Raw genomic sequence first — 20,112 nt, 5'->3', positions numbered from 1 at the left:
CCGTAAGCGAATTGACCGCAAAATTTTTGTTTTTTTCTCATAATCTGCCAATAGCCTATGTTTGACAGGCTGCAGCCTGACCGTTGCGACATACGGTCACAGGGTGACTTGTAGTTTTGACTTCGTTTCGCTCCAGAACCGGTTGAAGGCCTCTGGCTTCGTCTGCAAAATGCTTCGCCCGCCCGGGATTCGGCGGGTCGGCGCTCCACAGCCGCCCCAGCGCACCATCCGAAGTACGCTGGCTTTTAAAAAGACAAAAGGTCACCGCAGGAGAAATAGTCGTGCACATTGGTGTTCCTCTCGAGACGCAGACCGGTGAGACAAGGGTCGCTGCGACCCCGGAAACCATCAAGAAACTGATTGGCCAGGGCCATCAGGTCACCGTCCAACGGGGGGCAGGGCTCAATGCCAGCATTCCGGACAGTGCCTATGAGGCCGTGGGTGCTTCCCTGGGGAGTGCAGCCGATGCCTACGGCGCCCAATTGGTGCTCAAAGTGGTCGCCCCCAACGACCAGGAACTGGCCCTGATCAACAGTGGCAGCCTCTTGGTGGGCATGCTCAACCCCTTCAACAGCGAGCTGATCGGCAAGATGGCCGAGCGCGGCATTACCGCGTTCGCCCTGGAAGCCGCGCCGCGCACCTCGCGGGCGCAGAGCCTGGACGTGCTGTCGTCGCAGGCCAACATCGCCGGTTACAAGGCGGTGTTGCTGGCTGCCCATCACTACCCACGCTTCATGCCCATGCTCATGACCGCCGCCGGTACCGTCAAGGCCGCGCGCGTGCTGATCCTGGGCGCGGGCGTTGCCGGCCTGCAAGCCATTGCCACGGCCAAGCGCCTGGGCGCAGTGATCGAGGCGTCCGACGTACGCCCGGCCGTGAAGGAGCAGATCGAGTCGCTGGGCGCCAAGTTCATCGACGTACCCTACGAAACCGATGAAGAGCGCGAGTGCGCCGAAGGTGTCGGCGGTTACGCCCGGCCGATGCCGGCCTGCTGGATGCAACGCCAGGCCCAGGCCGTGCACGAGCGCGCCAAGCAGGCGGATATCGTCATTACCACTGCGCTTATCCCGGGGCGCAAGGCGCCGACCCTGCTCAGCGCCGAAACCGTCGCGCAGATGAAGCCCGGCTCGGTGGTCATCGACCTCGCAGCAGCCCAAGGCGGCAACTGCCCACTGACTGTCGCCGACCAGGTGGTACAGGAGAACGGCGTGATCATCGTCGGCCCGACCAACCTGCCGGCCCAGGTGGGCGCCGATGCCTCGGCACTGTATGCACGCAACCTGCTGGACTTCATGAAGCTGCTGTTCGACAAGGACGGCGCGCTGGTCATCAACCTCGAAGACGACATCGTCGCGGCCTGCCTGATGTGCCGTGATGGTCAGGTCGTCCGCAAGAACGGCTAAGGAGCACGACAATGGAAGACATGCTGATTTCCCATGGCATCTACAACCTGATCATCTTCGTGCTGGCCATTTATGTGGGCTACCACGTGGTGTGGAACGTCACCCCGGCGCTGCACACGCCGCTGATGGCCGTGACCAACGCCATCTCCGCGATCGTCATCGTCGGCGCCATGCTGGCCGCCGCCCTGACGGTGACCCCGGCCGGCAAGCTGATGGGCACCCTGGCGGTGGCCCTGGCCGCGGTCAACGTGTTCGGTGGCTTCCTGGTCACCCGTCGCATGCTTGAGATGTTCAAGAAGAAAACCAAGAACGAGGCGCAGAAGTAAGCATGAGCATGAATCTGGTAACGCTCCTCTACCTCGTCGCCTCGGTGTGCTTCATCCAGGCGCTCAAGGGCCTGTCGCACCCGACTACCTCGCGGCGCGGCAACCTGTTCGGCATGATCGGCATGGGTATCGCCATCGTAACTACGGTCGGCCTCATTTATAAGCTCGGGGCCGAGCTTGCCACCGCCGGCATCGGCTACGTCCTCGTTGGCCTGCTGGTCGGCGGCACCGCCGGCTCGATCATGGCCAAGCGCGTCGAGATGACCAAGATGCCGGAACTGGTCGCCTTCATGCACAGCATGATCGGCCTGGCAGCGGTGTTCATCGCCATCGCCGCGGTGCTGGAACCGCAATCGATGGGCATCGTTGCCGCCATGAGCGACCCGATCCCCACCGGCAACCGCCTGGAGCTATTCCTCGGCGCAGCCATCGGTGCCATTACCTTCTCCGGCTCGGTGATCGCCTTCGGCAAGCTGTCGGGCAAGTACAAGTTCCGCCTGTTCCAAGGCGCACCGGTACAGTTCGCCGGCCAGCACAAGCTGAACCTGATCCTCGGCCTGACCACCATTGCCCTGGGCCTGCTGTTCACCTTCACTGGCCACTACAGTGCCTTCACCCTGATGCTGGTCTTGGCCTTCATCATGGGCGTGCTGATCATTATTCCGATCGGGGGCGCCGACATGCCGGTGGTGGTGTCGATGCTCAACAGCTATTCGGGCTGGGCAGCGGCCGGTATCGGCTTCTCGCTGAACAACTCGATGCTGATCATTGCAGGGTCCCTGGTCGGCTCGTCCGGTGCCATCCTCTCGTACATCATGTGCAAGGCGATGAACCGTTCGTTCTTCAACGTCATCCTCGGTGGCTTCGGTGGTGATACCGATGCCGGCGCGGCGCAAGGCTCCAAAGAGCAGCGCCCGGTAAAGTCCGGCTCTGCCGACGATGCCACCTTCCTGCTCAGCAACGCCGACAGCGTGATCATCGTCCCGGGTTACGGCCTGGCGGTAGCTCGCGCCCAGCACGCGCTGAAGGAGCTGACCGAGAAGCTGAGCCACAACGGCGTGACGGTGAAGTACGCGATCCACCCGGTGGCGGGCCGTATGCCCGGGCACATGAACGTGCTGTTGGCCGAGGCCGAAGTGCCATACGACCAGGTATTCGAGATGGAAGACATCAACGCCGAGTTCGGCCAGGCCGATGTGGTGCTGGTTCTGGGCGCCAACGACGTGGTCAACCCGGCGGCGAAGAACGATCCCAAGTCACCGATCGCCGGCATGCCGATCCTCGAAGCGTTCAAGGCCAAGACCATCATCGTCAACAAGCGCTCCATGGCCAGCGGCTATGCCGGCCTGGACAACGAACTGTTCTATCTCGACAAGACCATGATGGTGTTCGGCGACGCCAAGAAGGTCATCGAAGACATGGTCAAGGCGGTGGAGTGATAACGGCCGCTGCAAACCAGCTGATATAAAGGAAGCCCCGGTCAGAATCTGCCGGGGCTTTTCTTTTATTGATCCGGATCAACGGCTCTATTCCAAGGCTTCTCATACGACCATGGTCGTGGGACGGCAAGGGGCGAAGTCTCTAGACTGCGCTGCAGTAGTTTCAGTAGCCCGAGATAACAATCCATGTACCGTGATCGTATCCGCTTGTCCTCCCTGCACAGCAAGGTAATGAGTGCGGCTGATGCCGCTGGTCTGATCGAGGACGGCATGACCGTCGGCATGAGCGGTTTCACCCGCGCCGGCGAAGCCAAGGCCGTACCACATGCACTGGCCGAACGTGCCAAGCAGTCGCCACTGAAAATCAGCCTGATGACCGGCGCCAGCCTGGGCAACGACCTGGACAAGCAACTGACCGAGGCCGGCGTGCTGGCTCGCCGCATGCCGTTCCAGGTCGACAGCACCCTGCGCAAGGCCATCAACGACGGCCAGGTGATGTTCATCGACCAGCACCTGTCGGAAACCGTCGAGCAGCTGCGCAACCAGCAGCTGAAGCTGCCGGACATCGCGGTCATCGAAGCCGTGGCCATCACCGAGCAGGGCCACATCGTGCCAACCACCTCGGTGGGCAACTCGGCCAGCTTCGCGATCTTCGCCAAGCAGGTGATTGTCGAGATCAACCTCTCGCACAACACCAACCTCGAAGGCCTGCACGACATCTATATCCCGACCTACCGCCCGACCCGCACGCCAATCCCGCTGGTCAAGGTCGACGACCGTATCGGCAGCACCGCCATCCCGATCGACCCGGCCAAGATCGTCGGCATCGTCATCAGCGACCAGCCGGACTCGCCGTCCACCGTATTGCCGCCGGATGACGAAACCCAGGGCATCGCCGACCACCTGATCAACTTCCTCAAGAAAGAAGTCGAAGCTGGCCGCATGACCAACAAGCTTGGCCCGCTGCAGGCCGGTATCGGCAGCATCGCCAACGCAGTGATGTGCGGCCTGATCGAGTCGCCGTTCGAAGAACTGACCATGTACTCCGAAGTACTGCAGGATTCCACCTTCGACCTGATCGACGCCGGCAAGCTGAGCTTCGCCTCGGGTAGCTCGATCACCTTGTCGACCCGCCGCAACGCCGACGTGTTCGGCAACCTGGAGCGTTACAAGGACAAGCTGGTTCTGCGCCCGCAAGAAATTTCCAACCACCCGGAAGTGGTCCGTCGCCTGGGCATCATCGGTATCAATACCGCGCTGGAGTTCGACATCTACGGCAACGTCAACTCCACCCATGTCTGCGGCACCAAGATGATGAATGGCATCGGCGGCTCGGGTGACTTCGCCCGTAACGCCCACCTGGCCGTGTTCGTCACCAAGTCGATTGCCAAGGGTGGCGCGATTTCCAGCGTGGTGCCGATGGTCAGCCATGTCGACCATACCGAGCACGACGTTGACATCCTGGTCACCGAGCAAGGCCTGGCCGACCTGCGTGGCCTGGCGCCACGTGAGCGCGCCCGGGCGATCATCGACAACTGTGTGCACCCGGACTACCGCGCAGCGCTGAACGACTACTTTGATCGCGCCTGCCAGCGTGGCGGCCACACCCCGCACATCCTGCGCGAAGCCCTGAGCTGGCATGAGAACCTGGAAGAAACCGGGCGCATGCTGGCTAGCTGATACAGATGTGGTACGGAACGGCGGCCCTGCTTCCGCTGTTCCGGCCTCTTCGCGGGCTTGCCCGCTCCCACAGGTCATGTGCAACCCTCAAGGGCAGCACTTTACCTTGTAGGAGCGGGCAAGCCCGCGAAGGGGCCATAACAGTCAAACCCTTTCATCGATACACTACCGCCGCAATCTGCAACAGAATCTGTACTACTGTACTGGTGTTTTTGCGCCTTCCCGGCTGAAAAATCCTCTTCATCAAATCAAAGTGCACCAAATAAGTGCGCACCAGTACAGTTACGCCAGTTTCGAGTGCAACAGTAGGGTTACACAGTTAACTGGACCATCGTCTTTCAACCGAACTGTATCTACTGTTATGGACGACAGAGGAGGATCATTGGCATCAGTTAAATCACTACCTAATCCCGCCATAAGCGGAAGGATGAAACATCATGGAACGTACCCTCAGTTCCGGTCTGGTTTTTGAAAGCAACGCCCAACAATCCAACGCTTCGCTGCCTCTGCGCGCTCTGTCCACCTTGCTGCTGTGGCAGCGCCGCATGGCCAGCCGCCGTCAACTGGCTCGCCTGGACGCCCGCCTGCTGGCCGACGCCGGTATCAGCGAGTCGCAGCGTTACGAAGAGCTGAGCAAGCCTTTCTGGCGCTAAGCTCCGGCTTGCCGGCTTCGGCCGGCACCGCGAATTCCCGAAACCCGTTGCAGGTGACTGCGACGGGTTTTTTGTTTGCAGGCGGCATGGTAGAGCCTTTTGCAAGCGAACCTGTACAGTTTGAAAAAACCAAAAACAAACCATAACAGTTTATTGGCGCACCGTTCATTAACATCCAGAAACACCGGCGCGTGATACGCTTGGCGTAACAGTCTGGTAGAACGCACTGTTGAAAAAGTACCGCGACGAGCTGTGCGAGCGTCCGATAAAGCAGAACCACCCGACCCTAGTCCAGGAGTCCACGATCATGTCCCGTAAATACCTGATTGGCGCCGCCCTGATGCTGAGCCTGGCCGGCACCGCAAACGCCACCAGCTTCGTTGTCACCACCGACGCCGTCGTTGGCGCAGTGGCCGCGTCCACCGATGCCACTTCCGATATTTCCTCCTCGTTCCGTGACGACAAGATCGTCCAGGCCGCCCGTGACGACGCCGCCAGCTTCGTTGGCAGCCAGGGCGACATCCGCGGCGCCAAGCTGGAAAGCGCTTTCCTGCACATCCGCTCGCAGATGCCAGCCCTGCAGGCCAGCGACGCGCAACTGGCCCAGGCCATCCTGGCGCTCTGACCCCGGCTGAGCCGTTCAGCTGTGCTGGTCACCACCAGCACAGCCGTACTCACCATTGCCGCCCACGTTTCCAGCTGTTGTAGAGCCCATGCGTTATCTGTTGCCGTTGCTGTTCTCCGTTGTTGGCATGGCCAGCGCCCATGCCATGGATACCACTACGCAAAGCCTGGTCATCACCGGCTATGTCACCAGCCAGGTCACCACCGCACCGTTCGACCGCAAACTGGTCCGCCAGGCCCAGGACGATGCTGCGGCCTTCGTCGCCAGCGACGGCCAGATCCGCGGTGCGCGGCTGGAGGCAGCACTGGAATCACTACGCCACAATTGCGCACGGCATACCGTCGGCGATCTGGAACTGGCGCAGGCAATTCTCGTCCAATAATTACATCTGACTCCCTGTATTTTTCGGAGATGCTCCATGCGTAAACCGCTGATTGCCGCTACCCTCGGCATGCTGCTGCTGGCCGACCTGGCCCAGGCACAGACCCTGGTGGCCACCAGCAATATCATCGTGCGGGCCTTTGGCCGTTCGATCGATTTCACCTCTGACACCACCACCTCGATCCGCGATTCCAAAGTGGTGCGCGAAGCCCATGACGACGCCGCCAGCTTTGTAGCCAGCAACGGTGACATCCGCGGCGCCCAGCTCGAGGCCGCCTTCAACACCCTGCGCGAGCGCGTGCCGCAAGCGCGCGACGCCAGCGACCAGGTACTGGCTGAAGCCATCCTCGCGCTGTGAACCGCGTGCGCGCCTGGCTGCTCGGCTGCGCCCTGACGCTGCTCGGCACGCCCGCCCTGGCCGACCTGCAGCTCGAGCTGCAGGCGTCCGGCCTTGACTCGCAGCAGGCCCAAGCCACTCAGGCTCTGCTCGACGAAGCCATGGGCAAGCTGCCCCCTCGCTTCAAGCAACAGCTGAACCGCCGGGTGCGGGTCAGCTGGAGCGACAACATGCAGGCCGACGCCTATGGCCAGGCATCGCTGGTATCTACCCTCGAACTCAATCGCCGCCTGCTGCCCAGCCTCACCGATGGCAGTGCTGCCACCGAGCGCACCAACCGCCCGCATGGCACGGTGCGAGAAGAACTGCTGGCCACCGTGCTGCACGAACTCACCCATATCTACGACCGCGCCCGGCTGTGGCCCAGCGCCGAGAACGCGCTGATCGCCCGTTGCAAGCGCCAGCAAGGTACGTTGGGCAAGGTCGGCCTGCCCGAAGCATGCCGTGGCCAGGCCGAGCGCCGCTTCACCCTCAGCGACGACCCGCGCCTGCTCGACCTGGCCGGCTGGCAGCAGTACGTGGGCCGACGCGGCGAGCGCGAGCAGCACAACGGCCAGTTCGTGCGCAGCCCCGACAGCTATGAACTGAGCAGCCCCAAGGAGTACATCGCGGTCAACATGGAGTACTTCCTCCTCGACCCGAGCTACGGCTGCCGCCGTCCGGCGCTGAACCAGTACCTGCGCGAACACTTCGGCTGGGCACCGCAGCAGGACAGCTGCGCCAAGGGCCTGCCGTTCATCAATGCCGGCAGCGACTTCGCCCGCCAACCGCTGGGCGAAATCGACCCCGAGCGGGTCTATGAGGTGGACTACCTGCTGGCCGAAGCCAACCAGAACCTGGTCAGCCGCTGGGGCCACAGCATGCTGCGCCTGGTGATCTGCAAGCCGGGCCGCCCACGCGGGCCGGACTGCCGCCTGGACCTCGACCAGAGCCTGGTGCTGTCGTACCGCGCCTTCGTCAACGATGTGCAGCTTTCCAGCTGGGACGGCCTGGTCGGTGCCTACCCCTCGCGCCTGTTCGTGCTGCCGCTGGGCCAGGTGATCGACGAGTACACCAAGACCGAACTGCGCAGCCTGGCCTCGGTGCCCTTGCGGCTCGACCGCGACGAGATCGAGAACCTGGTGCGTCAGGCCGCTGAAATGCACTGGAGCTACGATGGCAACTACTGGTTCCTGTCCAACAACTGCGCAGTAGAGTCGTTGAAGCTGCTGCGCAGCGGCACCGCCAACCCACGCCTGAACGACCTCGACAGCATCATGCCCAATGGCTTGCTGGCTGTGCTCAAGGGCAGGGGGCTCGCCGACACCAGCGTGCTCGACGACCCCCGCGAGGCGCTGCGCCTGGGTTATCGCTTCGACTCCTACCGCGACCGTTACCAGGCCATGTTCGAGGTGTTGAAGAAGCAGTTGCCAATCAAGCAGGACAAGGTCGAGGACTGGCTGGCCCTTGACGCCGAGCAACGGCGGGGCTGGTTCGCCCAGGCCGACCTGCGCACCAGCGCCGCCTTGCTGCTGCTTGAACAGGCCAGCTTGCGCCGGCAACTGCTGCTGGCCCAGGACGAAGTCAAGCAGCGCTACCTGAACGCCGCCGCGCTGAACGATGGTAGCGTCAGCAAGGCCGATGCGACCCTCAGACAGATGCTTGCCAACAGTGGCTTCCTCAGCCGCCCGGCAGAATTGCTCGATAGCAAGGGCTACGGGCTGCCGCAGCCGCAGGAGCGCAAGCACCTGGAGCAAGTCAGCAGCGAGCGGCAAGCGCAGTTGCTGCGCTTGAGCACGAGCCTGGACAAAGAGGTGAGGGCGCTGCTGGAGCCGTCGCGGGCCAGGGAGATTGCGGCGGTGGAAGCCAATGTGAAGCAGGTGGGCGAGCATCTGCGGGCATTGCACAAGGCTGCGGGTGGCCTGCAGTTGTGATGTTTGCTGTGCCGGCCTTGAGATTCGTGGGGACCTTGTAGGAGCGGCCTTGTGTCGCGAAAGGGCTGCAGAGCAGCCCCAGCAATAGGTGCAGCGATGCTGAAATCCTGGGGCTGCTCTGCAGCCCTTTCGCGACACAAGGCCGCTCCTACAGGTTCTCCTCCGCCTCCGAAGGCAAATCCTCATCCAGATGCAACCAAGGCAACCGGCTACCCACCCAGATATGCCGGTTGGCCCTGACGCGTTCCGGGTGGTCCAGCGTCGCCACCGTCACATCCACCGTCTCCGGGCTATGTGTAGTCACCAATGCCACATGCGCCCCGCAATGCCCACAGAAGTACCGGCTGCAACTGGCCGGTGCCACATAGCAGTTCGGCTCGCCCGCCAGCCACTGGAACCCCGAGCGGGGCACGGTGAGCCAGGTCACCACCAGCCCGCCGCTGACCCGCCGGCAGATAGAACAATGGCAATGGGCAATGTCCGTCAGGTCGCCCTCCAACCGATAACGCAAGGCGCCACAATGGCAGCCACCCTCGGTCACATCCTGCATCACCTACCTCTCGTCGCCTTTGCTTCGGCGAAAGCTGGCTGAAAGCTTGCCCTCATAGGATAGCCCCCACTACCGGCACAAGACCGGTCAGCCAGGGCACCCGGTAACCACCGCGCCCGGCCCAATCAACAACAACAATGGTGATTCTGATGTATTCCTGTGCCCGACTTTCCGTAGCCCCCCTCCGCATGCTCCCCGCACAGCGCCAAACGCGCTGATCCGCCCGAATCGACGTTCCTTTCGCCGCGCCACGCCTGGAGTATTGCCATGCTGACCTTCCTCGGCTTTGCCATGGTCATCACCTTCATGTACCTGATCATGACCAAGCGCCTTTCGGCCTTGATCGCGCTGATCCTGGTACCGATCCTGTTCGCCCTGTTCGGCGGTTTTTCCGCCAAGATCGGCCCGATGATGCTCGAGGGCATCAGCAAGCTCGCACCTACCGGCGTGATGCTGATGTTCGCCATCCTCTATTTCGCGCTGATGATCGACTCCGGCCTGTTCGACCCGGCCGTGCGCAAGATCCTCAAGCTGGTCAAGGGTGACCCGCTGAAAGTCTCCGTCGGCACCGCAGTACTGGCCCTGGTGGTCTCGCTCGACGGTGACGGCGCCACCACCTACATGATCTGCTGCGCCGCCATGCTGCCAATGTACAGCCGCCTGGGCATGAGCCCGCGGATCATGGCCGGCCTGATCATTCTCGCCGGCGGGGTGATGAACATGACCCCCTGGGGTGGCCCGACCGCCCGCGCCGCCAGCGCCCTGCACGTGGACCCGTCGGACATCTTCGTGCCGATGATCCCGGCCATGCTGTTCGGCGTGCTGGCAATCCTGGCCATCGCCTACATGTACGGCAAGCGTGAACGTGCCCGCCTGGGCGAGTTGCACCTGCCCACCGACGACATCGACCACAGCGAAATCACCGTTTCGCAGTACCCGGACGCGCGCCGGCCAAAACTGCTGTACTTCAACGGCGCCCTGACCGCTGCCCTGATGGTCGCGCTGATTGCCGGCGTGCTGCCGCTGCCAGTGCTGTTCATGATCGCCTTCAGCATCGCCATGATCGTCAACTACCCGTGCCTGCAGCAGCAGAAGGACCGCATTGCCGCCCACGCCGGCAGCGTGCTGGCGGTCACCGGGCTGATCTTCGCCGCCGGCATCTTCACTGGCATCCTCTCAGGCACCGGCATGGTCGACGCCATGTCCAAGAGCCTGCTTTCGGTCATCCCCGAGGCGCTGGGCCCATACCTGGCGGTGATCACCGCTATCGTGAGCATGCCGTTCACCTTCTTCATGTCCAACGACGCGTTCTACTACGGCGTGCTGCCGGTGCTGGCCGAAGCTGCCAGCCACTACGGCATCAGCCCGGTGGAAATGGCCCGTGCGTCGATCGTCGGGCAACCGGTACACCTGCTCAGCCCCTTGGTACCCTCCACCTACCTGCTGGTGGCCCTGGCCGGCATCGAGTTCGGCGATCATCAGCGCTTCACCTTGAAGTGGGCAGTGCTGGTGTGCCTGTGCATAATGCTCGCCGCGCTGCTGATGGGCATTTTCCCGCTGTTCAGTAGTCTTTAATAAACGCGTATTTCCCTAACGCGACGCGCCCTGATCCGGGCGCGTCGCCTTTACCGTTCGAAGGAAAACACATGGAATGGCTGACCAGCCCGGAAATCTGGGTTGCCTTTTTCACCCTTACCGCGCTTGAGATCGTCCTCGGTATCGACAACATCATCATGATCTCGATTCTGGTCAGCCGCATGCCCAAGCACATGCAGCCGCGCACCCGGATCTTCGGCCTGGCCCTGGCCATGGTCACCCGTATCATGCTGCTGCTGTCGATCACCTGGGTCATGCGCCTTACCGCCGACCTGTTCGTGGTCCTGGGCCAGGGCATCTCCGGGCGTGACCTGATCCTGTTCTTTGGTGGCCTGTTCCTGCTGTGGAAAAGCTCGCAAGAGATCTACCACGGCCTGGAAGGCGAAGACGAGAACCCGGAAGAGCCGAAAGGCGCGGGTGGCAAGTTCTTCTACACCATCATCCAGATCGCCATCATCGACATCGTGTTCTCGCTGGACTCGGTGATCACTGCGGTGGGCATGGTGTCCCACGTACCGGTGATGATCGCCGCGATCATCGTCGCCGTGCTGGTGATGATGCTGTGCGCCGGCACCATCAGCGACTTCATCGACAAGCACCCGTCGCTGAAGATGCTCGCACTATCGTTCCTGATCGTGGTCGGTACCGTGCTGATCGCCGAAGCTTTCGACGTGCATGTACCAAAGGGCTACGTCTACTTCGCCATGGCGTTCTCGCTGGCGGTGGAAGCCATCAACATCCGCATGCGCACTGCCTTGGCCCGCAAGAACGGCAAAGAGCATGAACCGGTGAAACTGCGCAAGGACATTCCGGGTCAATAAGATCAGGAAGTGCAGGACATAAAGGGCCCTTCGCTGGGCCCTTTTTCATGCCCGGATTACTGAATTCTGCCATTTGCTGTACTGGCCTCTTCGCGGGCACGCCCGCTCCCACAGGGATATCACTGGCCCTGAGGGTGGTGTGGTATCTGTGGGAGCGGGCGTGCCCGCGAAGAGGCCGGCACAGGCAATCATTCATTTCCGGTATGTTTCAAATAAACGGCAGCCATGCGAAGCTGGCGACAGCTACGCAAAACAACTAAAGCTTTGAGTGAGCACTGAAAATTCTTCAAACGCTCACGCTTCGTCTCTTGGCCCTCTGGGCCAATGCAACAGGGGGCCGTCGCCATGCTGACCCTGCTCAACCTGCTCTCGGCCGTTACGCTTCTGGTCTGGGGCACCCACATCGTGCGTACCGGCATCCTTCGGGTATTCGGCTCGAGCCTGCGGCGCATCATCAGCCAGAACATGAGCAAACGCCCGCTGGCGTTCGTCGCCGGCATTCTGGTCACGGCCATGGTGCAAAGCAGCAACGCCACCGCCATGCTCGTCACCTCGTTCGTCGGCCAGGGCCTGATGGCCATGACCCCGGCCTTGGCAATCATGCTCGGCGCCGACGTGGGTACCGCGCTGATGGCGCGGGTGCTGACCCTGGACCTGTCCTGGCTGTCGCCGCTGCTGATCTTCCTGGGTGTTATCTTCTTCCTATCACGCAAACAGACGAGGGCCGGCCAGCTGGGCAGGGTAGGCATCGGGCTTGGCCTGATCATCCTGGCATTGGAGCTGATCGTGCAGGCAGCTACGCCGATTACCCACGCCCAAGGCGTGAAGGTGCTGTTCGCCTCGCTGACCGGTGACATCATGCTCGATGCCTTGGTCGGCGCTCTGTTCGCCATGATTTCCTATTCCAGCCTGGCGGCCGTGCTGCTCACCGCAACACTGGCCGGTGCCGAAGTGATCAGCCTGCCGGTGGCCATCGGCCTGGTGGTGGGCGCCAACATCGGTAGCGGGCTGCTGGCCTTCATCAGCACCAGCATGCAAAACGCCGCCGGACGCCGGGTGGCTCTGGGCAGCCTGCTGTACAAGCTGATCGGCCTGCTGCTGATCATCCCCGCGTTGCACCCGCTGGTGGGCTGGATGGACTCACTGAGCTTCAGCCCACAGGAGCTGGTCATCGGCTTCCACCTGCTCTACAACACGCTGCGTTGCCTGATCATGCTGCCCACGGTCAAACCCATGGGCCGGCTGTGCAACACCCTGCTGCCCGAACGGGAAAACGGCAACGGGCAGATTCGCCCGCGCCATCTCGACACCTCGGCGCTGGAAACACCCAGCCTGGCCCTGGCCAACGCCTCCCGCGAAACCCTGCGCCTGGGCGATATCGTCGACAGCCTGCTCGAAGCCATGCTCGGTGCCCTGCGCGGTACCCAGGCCGCCTTGCCGCAGCAGGTCCGCGCCCTCGGCGAGGACGCCGAAGCCTTGTACAGCGCGATCAAGCTGTACCTGGCGCAGATGTCGCGTGAAGACCTCAGCGAACAGGACAACCGCCGCTGGGCGGAAATCATCGAACTGGCGATCAACCTCAAGCTGGCCTGCGACCTGATCGAGCGCATGCTGCGCAAGGTCCAACAGCAGAAAACCAGCCAACGCCGGGAGTTCTCCCAGGTGGGCCTGGAAGAGCTGACCGGCTTGCAGGAACAGCTGCTGGCCAACCTGCGCCTGGGCTTGTCGGTGTTTCTCAGCGCCGACCCGGAAAGCGCCCGCTTGCTGCTGCGGGAAAAACGCCGTTTTCGCGCCCAGGAGCGGCGCCTTGCCCACGCCCATGTCAGCCGCTTGCAGCGCAAGGTAGTGCAAAGTATCGAGACCAGTTCGCTACACTTGGAGCTGATCGCCGACATGAAACGGTTGAACTCTTTGTTCTGTAGCAGTGCCTATGTGGTACTGGGCGGCTCGGACACGGGCGGGCTGATGCTCGACAGCGTGCCGGACGAAGCCCGTCTGCCGTGATTTCGCCTACCTGAGGACCCAAGCTCGCCCATGCGTTGCCTGATGTTCGTTTGCCTGCTGATCTGCAGCCTGCCCTCATTCGCCCTCGACCGCTCGCGGGTTGAAGGTTACCTGTTGCCCAATGGCCTGCAGGTCATCCTGAAAAACGGTTATGAACGTGACCATGTGGCGATTCGCCTGGTGGTCGGCGTCGGCCTGGATGACTTCAGTTGCGAGCAGAAAGAGCTGCCGCACCTGCTCGAACACCTGCTGTTCAGCGGCATCGACGAAACTGGCGAGGGCGGCCTGGAAGAGCGCCTGCAATCGCTGGGCGGCGAGTGGAACGCCTACACCAGCAGCGCCGACACCACCTTCGTCATCGAAGCCCCGGCGCGCAACCAGCGCAAAGTCCTCGACCTGCTGCTGGCGGTGATCCACGACACCCGCATCGATGCCAAGGCCCTGGCCACCGCCAAGCGCATCATCGAGCGCGAGGATGGCGGCCACTATGGCCACCTGCAGCGCTGGCTCGACCGCCAGGACATCGGCCACCCCGCCAGTGACCAGCTGGCCACCGAGCTGGGCCTGAAATGCCCGGAGCGCTCCAACCTCGACGACATGACCCTGGAGCAGGTGAACACCTTGCGTGACCGCTGGTACGCGGCCAACAACATGACCCTGATCGTGGTCGGCGGCCTCGACCGCCTGCTGCCGGCCTACCTGGAGCGCACCTTTGGCGAACTGCCCGCCACCGAGCCGGAGGAACGCCGCACCCTGGAAAGCATCGGCCAGCAAGCTGCACAGCGCCGCGACCTGACCCGCGGCTGGCTGGGTGACAGCGTCAAGCTGCACTGGCTGTTCGTCGAGCCGGTGCTGGACAACGACCACCAGGCCACCCTCGACCTGCTGTCGCACTACCTGGACTGGGCGCTGTACGACCAGCTGCGCCTGCGCAATGGGTTGTCCTACGGCCCTTCGGCAAAACGCGAAAGCTTTGGCGACACCGGCCTGCTAAGCCTCAATGCCGACCTAGAGCGCGAGGATATCGACCAGGCGGTCGAGGTGATGCAGAAATTGTTCGACCACCTGCGCAAGGAAGGCCTCGACCCGGACACCTTCGAGCGCATCAAGTACGCCAGCGTCGCCAAGGAAAGCTGGAGCACCCAGGGCAACAGCGCCTTGGCCGACTACTACTGGGGCGCGCTGAACGACTATAGCGACGGGCGCTTCGTCAACCCGGTGCGCAAGCTGCGCCAGGTCAGCCTGGCGCAGGCCAACGAGGCGCTGAAGGAACTGCTCAAGGAGGATGGCTATGTGCGTATCGAGAAACCATTGCTTGGCTATGATGAGCTCTACGGGCTGGTTGCCTTGCTGTTGGGGCTGATCCTGGCAGCGGGGCTGTTGCGCTGGCGTCGGCATGGTCCGGAAAAGCCGAGCGGTGCTACACGCGAGCAGTGAAACGACGGTATCCTTTTGCCAGTACCGGCCCCTTCAAGGGTATCGCAACGCGGTCCCTGTGGGAGCGGGTTCACCCGCGAAGAGGCCGGCACAGCCACCATATCCTTTCTGTTGTAGCCCCCAATGCCCCAAATCCCCCACATCGTCCAGCGCATCATCGAACTGCTCAAACGCTACCCCGGCATCATCGCGCTCGGTGGTTTCCTCTCCGGCATCGGCAGTTTCATCCTGGTCGACCGTCAGGCTGGCCTGGCCAGCTGGGTAGCTGTGCTCATGCTGGTCAGCTGGCTCTGGCTGATGCTGGAAAACACCCTCACCGGCCTGTTCGCGCGCACCTTCAACCGCGAAATACCGCAGCCATTGCTGCGCTACGCGACGCAGATGATCCACCAGGAATCACTGTTCTTCGTACTGCCGTTCTTCTTCATCACCACCACCTGGAACAGCGGCCAACTGGTGTTCACCGGCCTGCTCGGTGCCGCCGGGCTGATTTCGATCATCGACCCGTTGTACTACAAGTGGCTGGCACCGCGGCGCTGGTTGTTCCTGGCGCTGCATACCCTGACCCTGTTCGCCGCCCTGCTGACCGCGCTGCCGATCATCCTGCACCTGACCACAGCGCAAAGCTTCAAGCTGGCCCTGATTGCAGCCATGGCCCTGTCGTTCCCCAGCCTGGCCAGCAGCTTCCCGATCAACAACTGGCGCCGCGCCGTGGCCCTGGTGCTGGTCACCCTGTCGGTCGGCGGCGGGGGCTGGCTGCTGCGTTCCTGGGTGCCGCCAGCGACCCTGTGGATGACCGAAGTGGCGGTCAGCACCGAAGTGCTGAACCGCCAGCCGGGCGATTCGCTGGACGAAATTGCTGCCAGCCGCATCCGTAGCAGCGGCCTGTACGCCTATACCGCGATCAACGCGCCACGCGGCCTGAACGAGCGGATCTACCATGTGTGGCAAAAGGACGGCCAGGAAGTCGACCGCATTGCCTTGGACATCCACGGCGGGCGCAAGGAAGGCTACCGGGCCTGGACGCACAAGCAGAACTTCCCGCCGAACCCGGTGGGCAAGTGGCAGGTGAGGGTACTGACCGAAGATGGGCAGGTCATCGGCGTGCTGCGCTTCAAGGTGGTCGACGAAGCGCCGGCTGGGTAGTTATCCCTGCCTTGCGCAATCCCTGTGTAGGAGCAGCCTTGTGCTGCGAAAGGGCCGGTACAGCCAGACCATTCCAGTCGGCGCTTGCGGCCCCTTCGCAGCACAAGGCTGCTCCTACAGGTCCCTGCTGCAGATACGCGCACAGCACATAATCACCAAACAGCCCATGCCCGCTGCGCTATGATCAGGCCCTAAGCCTTAGCGCCGAGTCAGTAGCATGGAGCCGATGACCACCCCCAGCGCCACCCTGGACACCAGTAGCCAACCGGCCTGCCTGCGCATTACCGGTGACTGGACCCTGGCGCACTACGCCAGCCTCAAGCGTGAGAGCGAGCGCCTGCGCGCGCAATACGCTGCCGATACCGTCGCCGACCTCAGCCAACTAGGCCGCCTGGATACCGCCGGTGCCTCGCTGCTGGCCGAACTGCTCGGCTCCGAGCGCCTGTCGCGCTGCACCCACGGCCTGCCCGAAGCCAGCCGCGCCCTGCTCAAGAACGTCTACTGCTCGGTGCAGGACTACTGCATCCCGGTCAAGGAACCCGAGCGTAACGTGCTGCTGTTGCTGCTGGAACGCATCGGCTGCGCCGTCGGTACCTTGTGGCAAGACACCATGCAGGTGCTCGGCTTCGTTGGCCTGATTCTCGAAACCCTGCTGCGCCGCGCCCTGCAACCTCATCGCTGGCGCTTCACCCCGGTCGTGGCGCACATCGAACAGACCGGCCTGGACGCCGCGCCCATCGTCGCCCTGCTGACCTTCCTGGTGGGCGCGGTGGTGGCCTTCCTCGGCGCCACGGTGCTGGCCGATTTCGGTGCGACCATCTTCACCGTCGACCTGGTGGCATTCTCGTTCCTGCGCGAGTTCGCCGTGCTGCTGACCGCTATCCTCATGGCCGGCCGCACCGCCAGCGCGTTCACCGCGCAGATCGGCTCGATGAAGGCCAACGAGGAAATCGATGCCATCCGCACCCTTGGCCTGAACCCCATGGAGATGCTGGTGGTACCGCGCGTACTGGCGCTGTTGATTTCGCTGCCCTTGCTGACCTTCATCGCGATGATTTGCGGCATCGTCGGCGGTGCGGTGGTGTGCGCGCTGTCACTGGACATCTCGCCAGCCATGTTCCTGTCGCTGCTGCAAAGCGACATCGGCGTGCAGCACTTCCTGGTCGGCCTGGCCAAGGCACCGTTCTTCGCCTTCCTGATCGCCGCCATCGGCTGCCTGGAAGGCTTCAAGGTCAGCGGTAGCGCCGAATCGGTGGGCGCACACACCACCTCGGCGGTGGTGCAGTCGATATTCGTGGTCATCGTGCTGGATGCGGTGGCCGCACTGTTCTTCATGGAGATGGGCTGGTGAGTGGCCAGGAACGCGTGATCGAGGCCCGCGGCATCTGCAACCGCTTCGGCCGCCAGAGCGTGCACGAAAACCTCGACCTCGACCTGTATCGCGGCGAGATCCTCGCCGTGGTTGGCGGGTCGGGCAGCGGCAAGTCGGTGCTGCTGCGCAGCATCGTCGGCCTGCGGCGGCCCGACGAAGGGCAGATCAAGGTGTTCGGCCAGGACCTGGCCGGCCTGCGCGAAGAGCAGCGTTCACTGGTCGAGCGGCGCTTCGGCGTGCTGTTCCAGAAGGGTGCGCTGTTCTCTTCGCTGACCGTCACCGAAAACGTGGCGTTGCCGCTGATCGAGCACGCCGGGCTGTCCCGTGCCGATGCCGAGCACCTGGCCGGAGTGAAGCTGGCCCTGGCCGGGCTGCCGATCTCGGCCGCTGACAAGTACCCGGCCTCGCTGTCGGGGGGCATGATCAAGCGCGCCGCGCTGGCCCGGGCCCTGGCACTGGACCCGGACATCCTGTTCCTCGACGAACCCACCGCTGGCCTGGACCCGATCGGCGCCGCCGCCTTCGACCAGTTGATCCTGACCCTGCGTGACGCCCTGGGCCTGTCGGTGTTCCTCATCACCCACGACCTCGACACCCTGTACACCATTACCGACCGCATCGCCGTGCTGTCGCAGAAGAAGGTCCTGGTGGCCGGCCCACTGGCCGAGGTCGAGCAGACCAACGACGCCTGGATTCAAGAATACTTTCATGGCCCACGCGGGCGCGCAGCCGAGCAGGCCGCCACCCGTGCCGGGCAGGAGCGCTGAGCAATGGAAACCCGAGCCCATCACGTTCTTATCGGCCTGGTCACCGTCCTGGTGGTGGCCGGCGCCATGCTGTTCGGCCTGTGGCTGGCCAAGTCCAGTGTCGACGACGCCTTCAAGGACTACGAAGTGGTGTTCAACGAAGCCGTCTCCGGCCTGTCCCGTGGCAGCCCGGTGCAGTACAACGGCATCAAGGTAGGCGACGTGTCCACCCTGCGCCTGGACCCGAAAGACCCGCGCCGGGTACTGGCACGGGTGCGCCTGAGCGCTGACACCCCGGTTAAGGAAGACACCCAGGCCAAGCTGACCCTGGCCGGCGTGACCGGCAACTCGTTCATCCAGCTCAGCGGGGGCACCCCGCAAAGCCCCGAGTTGAAAGGCAAGGACGGCAAGCTGCCGGTGATCATCGCATCGCCCTCGCCAATCTCGCGCCTGCTCAATGACAGCAGCGACCTGGTGACCAACATCAACCTGCTGCTGCACAACGCCAACCAGATGTTTTCCGAGGACAACATCGACCACCTCAGCAACACCCTGTCCAACCTCGACAAGACCACCGGCGCCTTCGCTGGCCAGCACGGCAGCATCACCCAGGCCATCGAGCAACTGGTGCAGGTGGGCAAGCAGGCCAGCGCCACCCTGGCCGAAACCCAGGCACTGATGCGCAATGCCAACGGCCTGCTGGGCAGCGAAGGCAAGCAGGCAATCGGCAGCGCCGAGCAGGCCATGCAGTCACTGGCCGAGAGCACCGCCACCATCAACCGCCTGCTCGAGGACAACCGCGAAGCCATCGGCGACGGTGCCCAGGGCCTGAACCAGCTGACCCCAGCGATTCGCGAGCTGCGCGAAACCCTCAATGCACTCAAAGGCATTTCCCGGCAACTGGAGGCCGACCCTAGCGGCTACCTGCTCGGCCGCGACAACAACAAGGAGTTCCAACCATGAAACCGTCGCTGCGCCTGCTGGCCCTGGCGGCCGCACTGAGCCTGGCCAGTGCCTGCTCGATCCTGCCGCAGAGCGAGCCCTTCGACCTGTACCGTCTGCCGGTGAACCAGCCCGGCCGGACGGCGCCGGCGCTGGACTGGTCATTGCGCCTGAACAAGCCGCTGGCCAGCGAAGTGCTGGCCGGGCCACGGATTGCCGTGATTCCCCAGGGCGATGTGGTCAGCAGCTACAAAGGCGCGCGCTGGAGCGACGCAGTACCGGTGCTGCTGCGCAACCGCCTGCTCGACGGTTTCCAGCGTGACGGCCAGGTACAGCGCCTTAGCGCCGACGACAGCAACCTGCAGGCCGACTACGAGCTGGCTGGCGAGCTGCAGGCGTTCCAGACCGAATACCGCGAGGGCGGGGCGGTGGAGGTAGTGATCCGCTATGACGCACGCCTGGTCCAGGGCCGCAGCCAGCGCATTCTGGCCAGCAAACGCTTCGAAATCCGCCAGCCGCTGGCCGACAAGCAGGTGTCAGCGGTGGTTGCCGGCTTCGGGAAGGCCTGCGACCAGCTGACCGGGCAGGTGGTGAGTTGGACCATTGCGCAAGCAGCCAGCGTTCCTGCTCACTGAAGCCCTGCCTGCTTTTGTAGGAGCGGCCTTGCGTCGCGATGGGCCG

Annotated in this window: 19 protein-coding genes; 18 read left to right on the top strand and 1 reads right to left on the bottom strand. The window is 63.2% G+C overall.

Annotated elements, in window-relative coordinates; genetic code table 11:
- The first annotated feature begins 281 nt into the window (after positions 1–281).
- From C163_RS00580 to C163_RS00540, 9 genes are all read left to right on the top strand, one after another.
- A complete protein-coding gene (locus C163_RS00580; protein WP_025337249.1) occupies positions 282–1,403 on the top strand; it encodes a Re/Si-specific NAD(P)(+) transhydrogenase subunit alpha in 1,122 nt (373 codons plus the stop codon).
- An 11-nt stretch (positions 1,404–1,414) separates the two neighbouring features.
- Positions 1,415–1,729: an NAD(P) transhydrogenase subunit alpha gene (locus tag C163_RS00575; RefSeq protein ID WP_003256966.1), complete on the top strand. Its 315-nt coding sequence runs from the start codon at positions 1,415–1,417 to the stop codon at positions 1,727–1,729.
- 2 nt (positions 1,730–1,731) lie between these two features.
- Positions 1,732–3,168, top strand: a complete 1,437-nt coding sequence (locus tag C163_RS00570) for an NAD(P)(+) transhydrogenase (Re/Si-specific) subunit beta (protein ID WP_015268505.1) — start codon at positions 1,732–1,734, stop codon at positions 3,166–3,168.
- Between the two features lie 186 nt (positions 3,169–3,354).
- Entirely contained in the window at positions 3,355–4,848 is a 1,494-nt protein-coding gene (locus C163_RS00565) for an acetyl-CoA hydrolase/transferase family protein (protein ID WP_025337248.1), read from the top strand.
- Positions 4,849–5,285: 437 nt separating this feature from the next.
- The gene (locus C163_RS00560) at positions 5,286–5,501 is read left to right on the top strand and encodes a DUF1127 domain-containing protein (protein ID WP_003256968.1); all 216 of its coding nucleotides are present in this window, start codon (positions 5,286–5,288) and stop codon (positions 5,499–5,501) included.
- Positions 5,502–5,808: 307 nt separating this feature from the next.
- Positions 5,809–6,126, top strand: a complete 318-nt coding sequence (locus C163_RS00555) for a DUF2388 domain-containing protein (RefSeq protein WP_025337247.1) — start codon at positions 5,809–5,811, stop codon at positions 6,124–6,126.
- Positions 6,127–6,214: 88 nt separating this feature from the next.
- Positions 6,215–6,508, top strand: coding sequence for a DUF2388 domain-containing protein (locus tag C163_RS00550; protein ID WP_025337246.1), 294 nt, complete (start codon positions 6,215–6,217; stop codon positions 6,506–6,508).
- 36 nt (positions 6,509–6,544) lie between these two features.
- The gene (locus C163_RS00545) at positions 6,545–6,865 is read left to right on the top strand and encodes a DUF2388 domain-containing protein (protein ID WP_003256970.1); all 321 of its coding nucleotides are present in this window, start codon (positions 6,545–6,547) and stop codon (positions 6,863–6,865) included.
- Positions 6,862–8,817: a DUF4105 domain-containing protein gene (locus tag C163_RS00540; protein ID WP_025337245.1), complete on the top strand. Its 1,956-nt coding sequence runs from the start codon at positions 6,862–6,864 to the stop codon at positions 8,815–8,817. The genes C163_RS00545 and C163_RS00540 overlap by 4 nt, the downstream gene beginning before the upstream one ends.
- Before the next feature lie 148 nt (positions 8,818–8,965).
- On the opposite strand, the gene C163_RS00535 is transcribed toward C163_RS00540, so the two are convergent.
- Positions 8,966–9,367 (bottom strand): GFA family protein, encoded by a 402-nt coding sequence (locus tag C163_RS00535; protein ID WP_025337244.1) that lies wholly within the window; start codon positions 9,365–9,367, stop codon positions 8,966–8,968.
- A 267-nt stretch (positions 9,368–9,634) separates the two neighbouring features.
- Here C163_RS00535 and C163_RS00530 point away from each other — a divergent pair, with 267 nt between their 5' ends.
- The 9 genes from C163_RS00530 (at position 9,635) to C163_RS00490 (ending at position 20,066) form a co-directional block, all read left to right on the top strand.
- Positions 9,635–10,942, top strand: coding sequence for a CitMHS family transporter (locus tag C163_RS00530; protein WP_015268498.1), 1,308 nt, complete (start codon positions 9,635–9,637; stop codon positions 10,940–10,942).
- A gap of 71 nt (positions 10,943–11,013) precedes the next feature.
- A complete protein-coding gene (locus C163_RS00525) occupies positions 11,014–11,784 on the top strand; it encodes a TerC family protein (RefSeq protein ID WP_025337243.1) in 771 nt (256 codons plus the stop codon).
- 345 nt (positions 11,785–12,129) lie between these two features.
- Entirely contained in the window at positions 12,130–13,788 is a 1,659-nt protein-coding gene (locus tag C163_RS00520; protein ID WP_025337242.1) for a Na/Pi cotransporter family protein, read from the top strand.
- Positions 13,789–13,818: 30 nt separating this feature from the next.
- The gene (locus tag C163_RS00515; protein WP_025337241.1) at positions 13,819–15,225 is read left to right on the top strand and encodes a pitrilysin family protein; all 1,407 of its coding nucleotides are present in this window, start codon (positions 13,819–13,821) and stop codon (positions 15,223–15,225) included.
- Between the two features lie 123 nt (positions 15,226–15,348).
- Complete coding sequence (locus tag C163_RS00510) at positions 15,349–16,371, top strand: DUF5924 family protein (RefSeq protein WP_025337240.1); 1,023 nt, start codon at positions 15,349–15,351, stop codon at positions 16,369–16,371.
- A 217-nt stretch (positions 16,372–16,588) separates the two neighbouring features.
- Positions 16,589–17,722, top strand: a complete 1,134-nt coding sequence (locus C163_RS00505) for an ABC transporter permease (protein ID WP_025337239.1) — start codon at positions 16,589–16,591, stop codon at positions 17,720–17,722.
- On the top strand, positions 17,719–18,510 hold the full coding sequence (locus C163_RS00500; protein ID WP_015268492.1) for an ABC transporter ATP-binding protein: 792 nt from the start codon (positions 17,719–17,721) through the stop codon (positions 18,508–18,510). Before C163_RS00505 ends, C163_RS00500 begins: the two co-directional genes overlap by 4 nt.
- A gap of 3 nt (positions 18,511–18,513) precedes the next feature.
- Positions 18,514–19,452: an MlaD family protein gene (locus C163_RS00495; protein ID WP_025337238.1), complete on the top strand. Its 939-nt coding sequence runs from the start codon at positions 18,514–18,516 to the stop codon at positions 19,450–19,452.
- Positions 19,449–20,066 carry an ABC-type transport auxiliary lipoprotein family protein gene (locus C163_RS00490; protein WP_025337237.1) on the top strand — a complete coding sequence of 206 codons (618 nt, stop codon included), beginning with the start codon at positions 19,449–19,451 and terminating at the stop codon, positions 20,064–20,066. The genes C163_RS00495 and C163_RS00490 overlap by 4 nt, the downstream gene beginning before the upstream one ends.
- Positions 20,067–20,112: the final 46 nt, after the last annotated feature.

The sequence above is a fragment of the Pseudomonas sp. FGI182 genome (assembly GCF_000511325.1).
In the GTDB taxonomy this organism is placed as follows: domain Bacteria; phylum Pseudomonadota; class Gammaproteobacteria; order Pseudomonadales; family Pseudomonadaceae; genus Aquipseudomonas; species Aquipseudomonas putida_Z.
The sequence above is the reverse complement of the archived record's forward strand: the minus strand, read 5'-3'. Positions and strand labels throughout refer to the sequence as shown.

Excerpts from the sequence above, each read along its gene's own strand:
- C163_RS00565 (WP_025337248.1), top strand. The coding sequence starts at position 3,355 with ATGTACCGTGATCGTATCCGCTTGTCCTCCCTGCACAGCAAGGTAATG.
- C163_RS00495 (WP_025337238.1), top strand. The coding sequence starts at position 18,514 with ATGGAAACCCGAGCCCATCACGTTCTTATCGGCCTGGTCACCGTCCTG.
- C163_RS00560 (WP_003256968.1), top strand. The coding sequence starts at position 5,286 with ATGGAACGTACCCTCAGTTCCGGTCTGGTTTTTGAAAGCAACGCCCAA.
- C163_RS00575 (WP_003256966.1), top strand. The coding sequence starts at position 1,415 with ATGGAAGACATGCTGATTTCCCATGGCATCTACAACCTGATCATCTTC.
- C163_RS00515 (WP_025337241.1), top strand. The coding sequence starts at position 13,819 with ATGCGTTGCCTGATGTTCGTTTGCCTGCTGATCTGCAGCCTGCCCTCA.
- C163_RS00510 (WP_025337240.1), top strand. The coding sequence starts at position 15,349 with ATGCCCCAAATCCCCCACATCGTCCAGCGCATCATCGAACTGCTCAAA.
- C163_RS00545 (WP_003256970.1), top strand. The coding sequence starts at position 6,545 with ATGCGTAAACCGCTGATTGCCGCTACCCTCGGCATGCTGCTGCTGGCC.
- C163_RS00535 (WP_025337244.1), bottom strand. The coding sequence starts at position 9,367 with ATGCAGGATGTGACCGAGGGTGGCTGCCATTGTGGCGCCTTGCGTTAT.
- C163_RS00505 (WP_025337239.1), top strand. The coding sequence starts at position 16,589 with ATGGAGCCGATGACCACCCCCAGCGCCACCCTGGACACCAGTAGCCAA.
- C163_RS00555 (WP_025337247.1), top strand. The coding sequence starts at position 5,809 with ATGTCCCGTAAATACCTGATTGGCGCCGCCCTGATGCTGAGCCTGGCC.
- C163_RS00490 (WP_025337237.1), top strand. The coding sequence starts at position 19,449 with ATGAAACCGTCGCTGCGCCTGCTGGCCCTGGCGGCCGCACTGAGCCTG.
- C163_RS00570 (WP_015268505.1), top strand. The coding sequence starts at position 1,732 with ATGAGCATGAATCTGGTAACGCTCCTCTACCTCGTCGCCTCGGTGTGC.
- C163_RS00520 (WP_025337242.1), top strand. The coding sequence starts at position 12,130 with ATGCTGACCCTGCTCAACCTGCTCTCGGCCGTTACGCTTCTGGTCTGG.
- C163_RS00550 (WP_025337246.1), top strand. The coding sequence starts at position 6,215 with ATGCGTTATCTGTTGCCGTTGCTGTTCTCCGTTGTTGGCATGGCCAGC.
- C163_RS00530 (WP_015268498.1), top strand. The coding sequence starts at position 9,635 with ATGCTGACCTTCCTCGGCTTTGCCATGGTCATCACCTTCATGTACCTG.
- C163_RS00525 (WP_025337243.1), top strand. The coding sequence starts at position 11,014 with ATGGAATGGCTGACCAGCCCGGAAATCTGGGTTGCCTTTTTCACCCTT.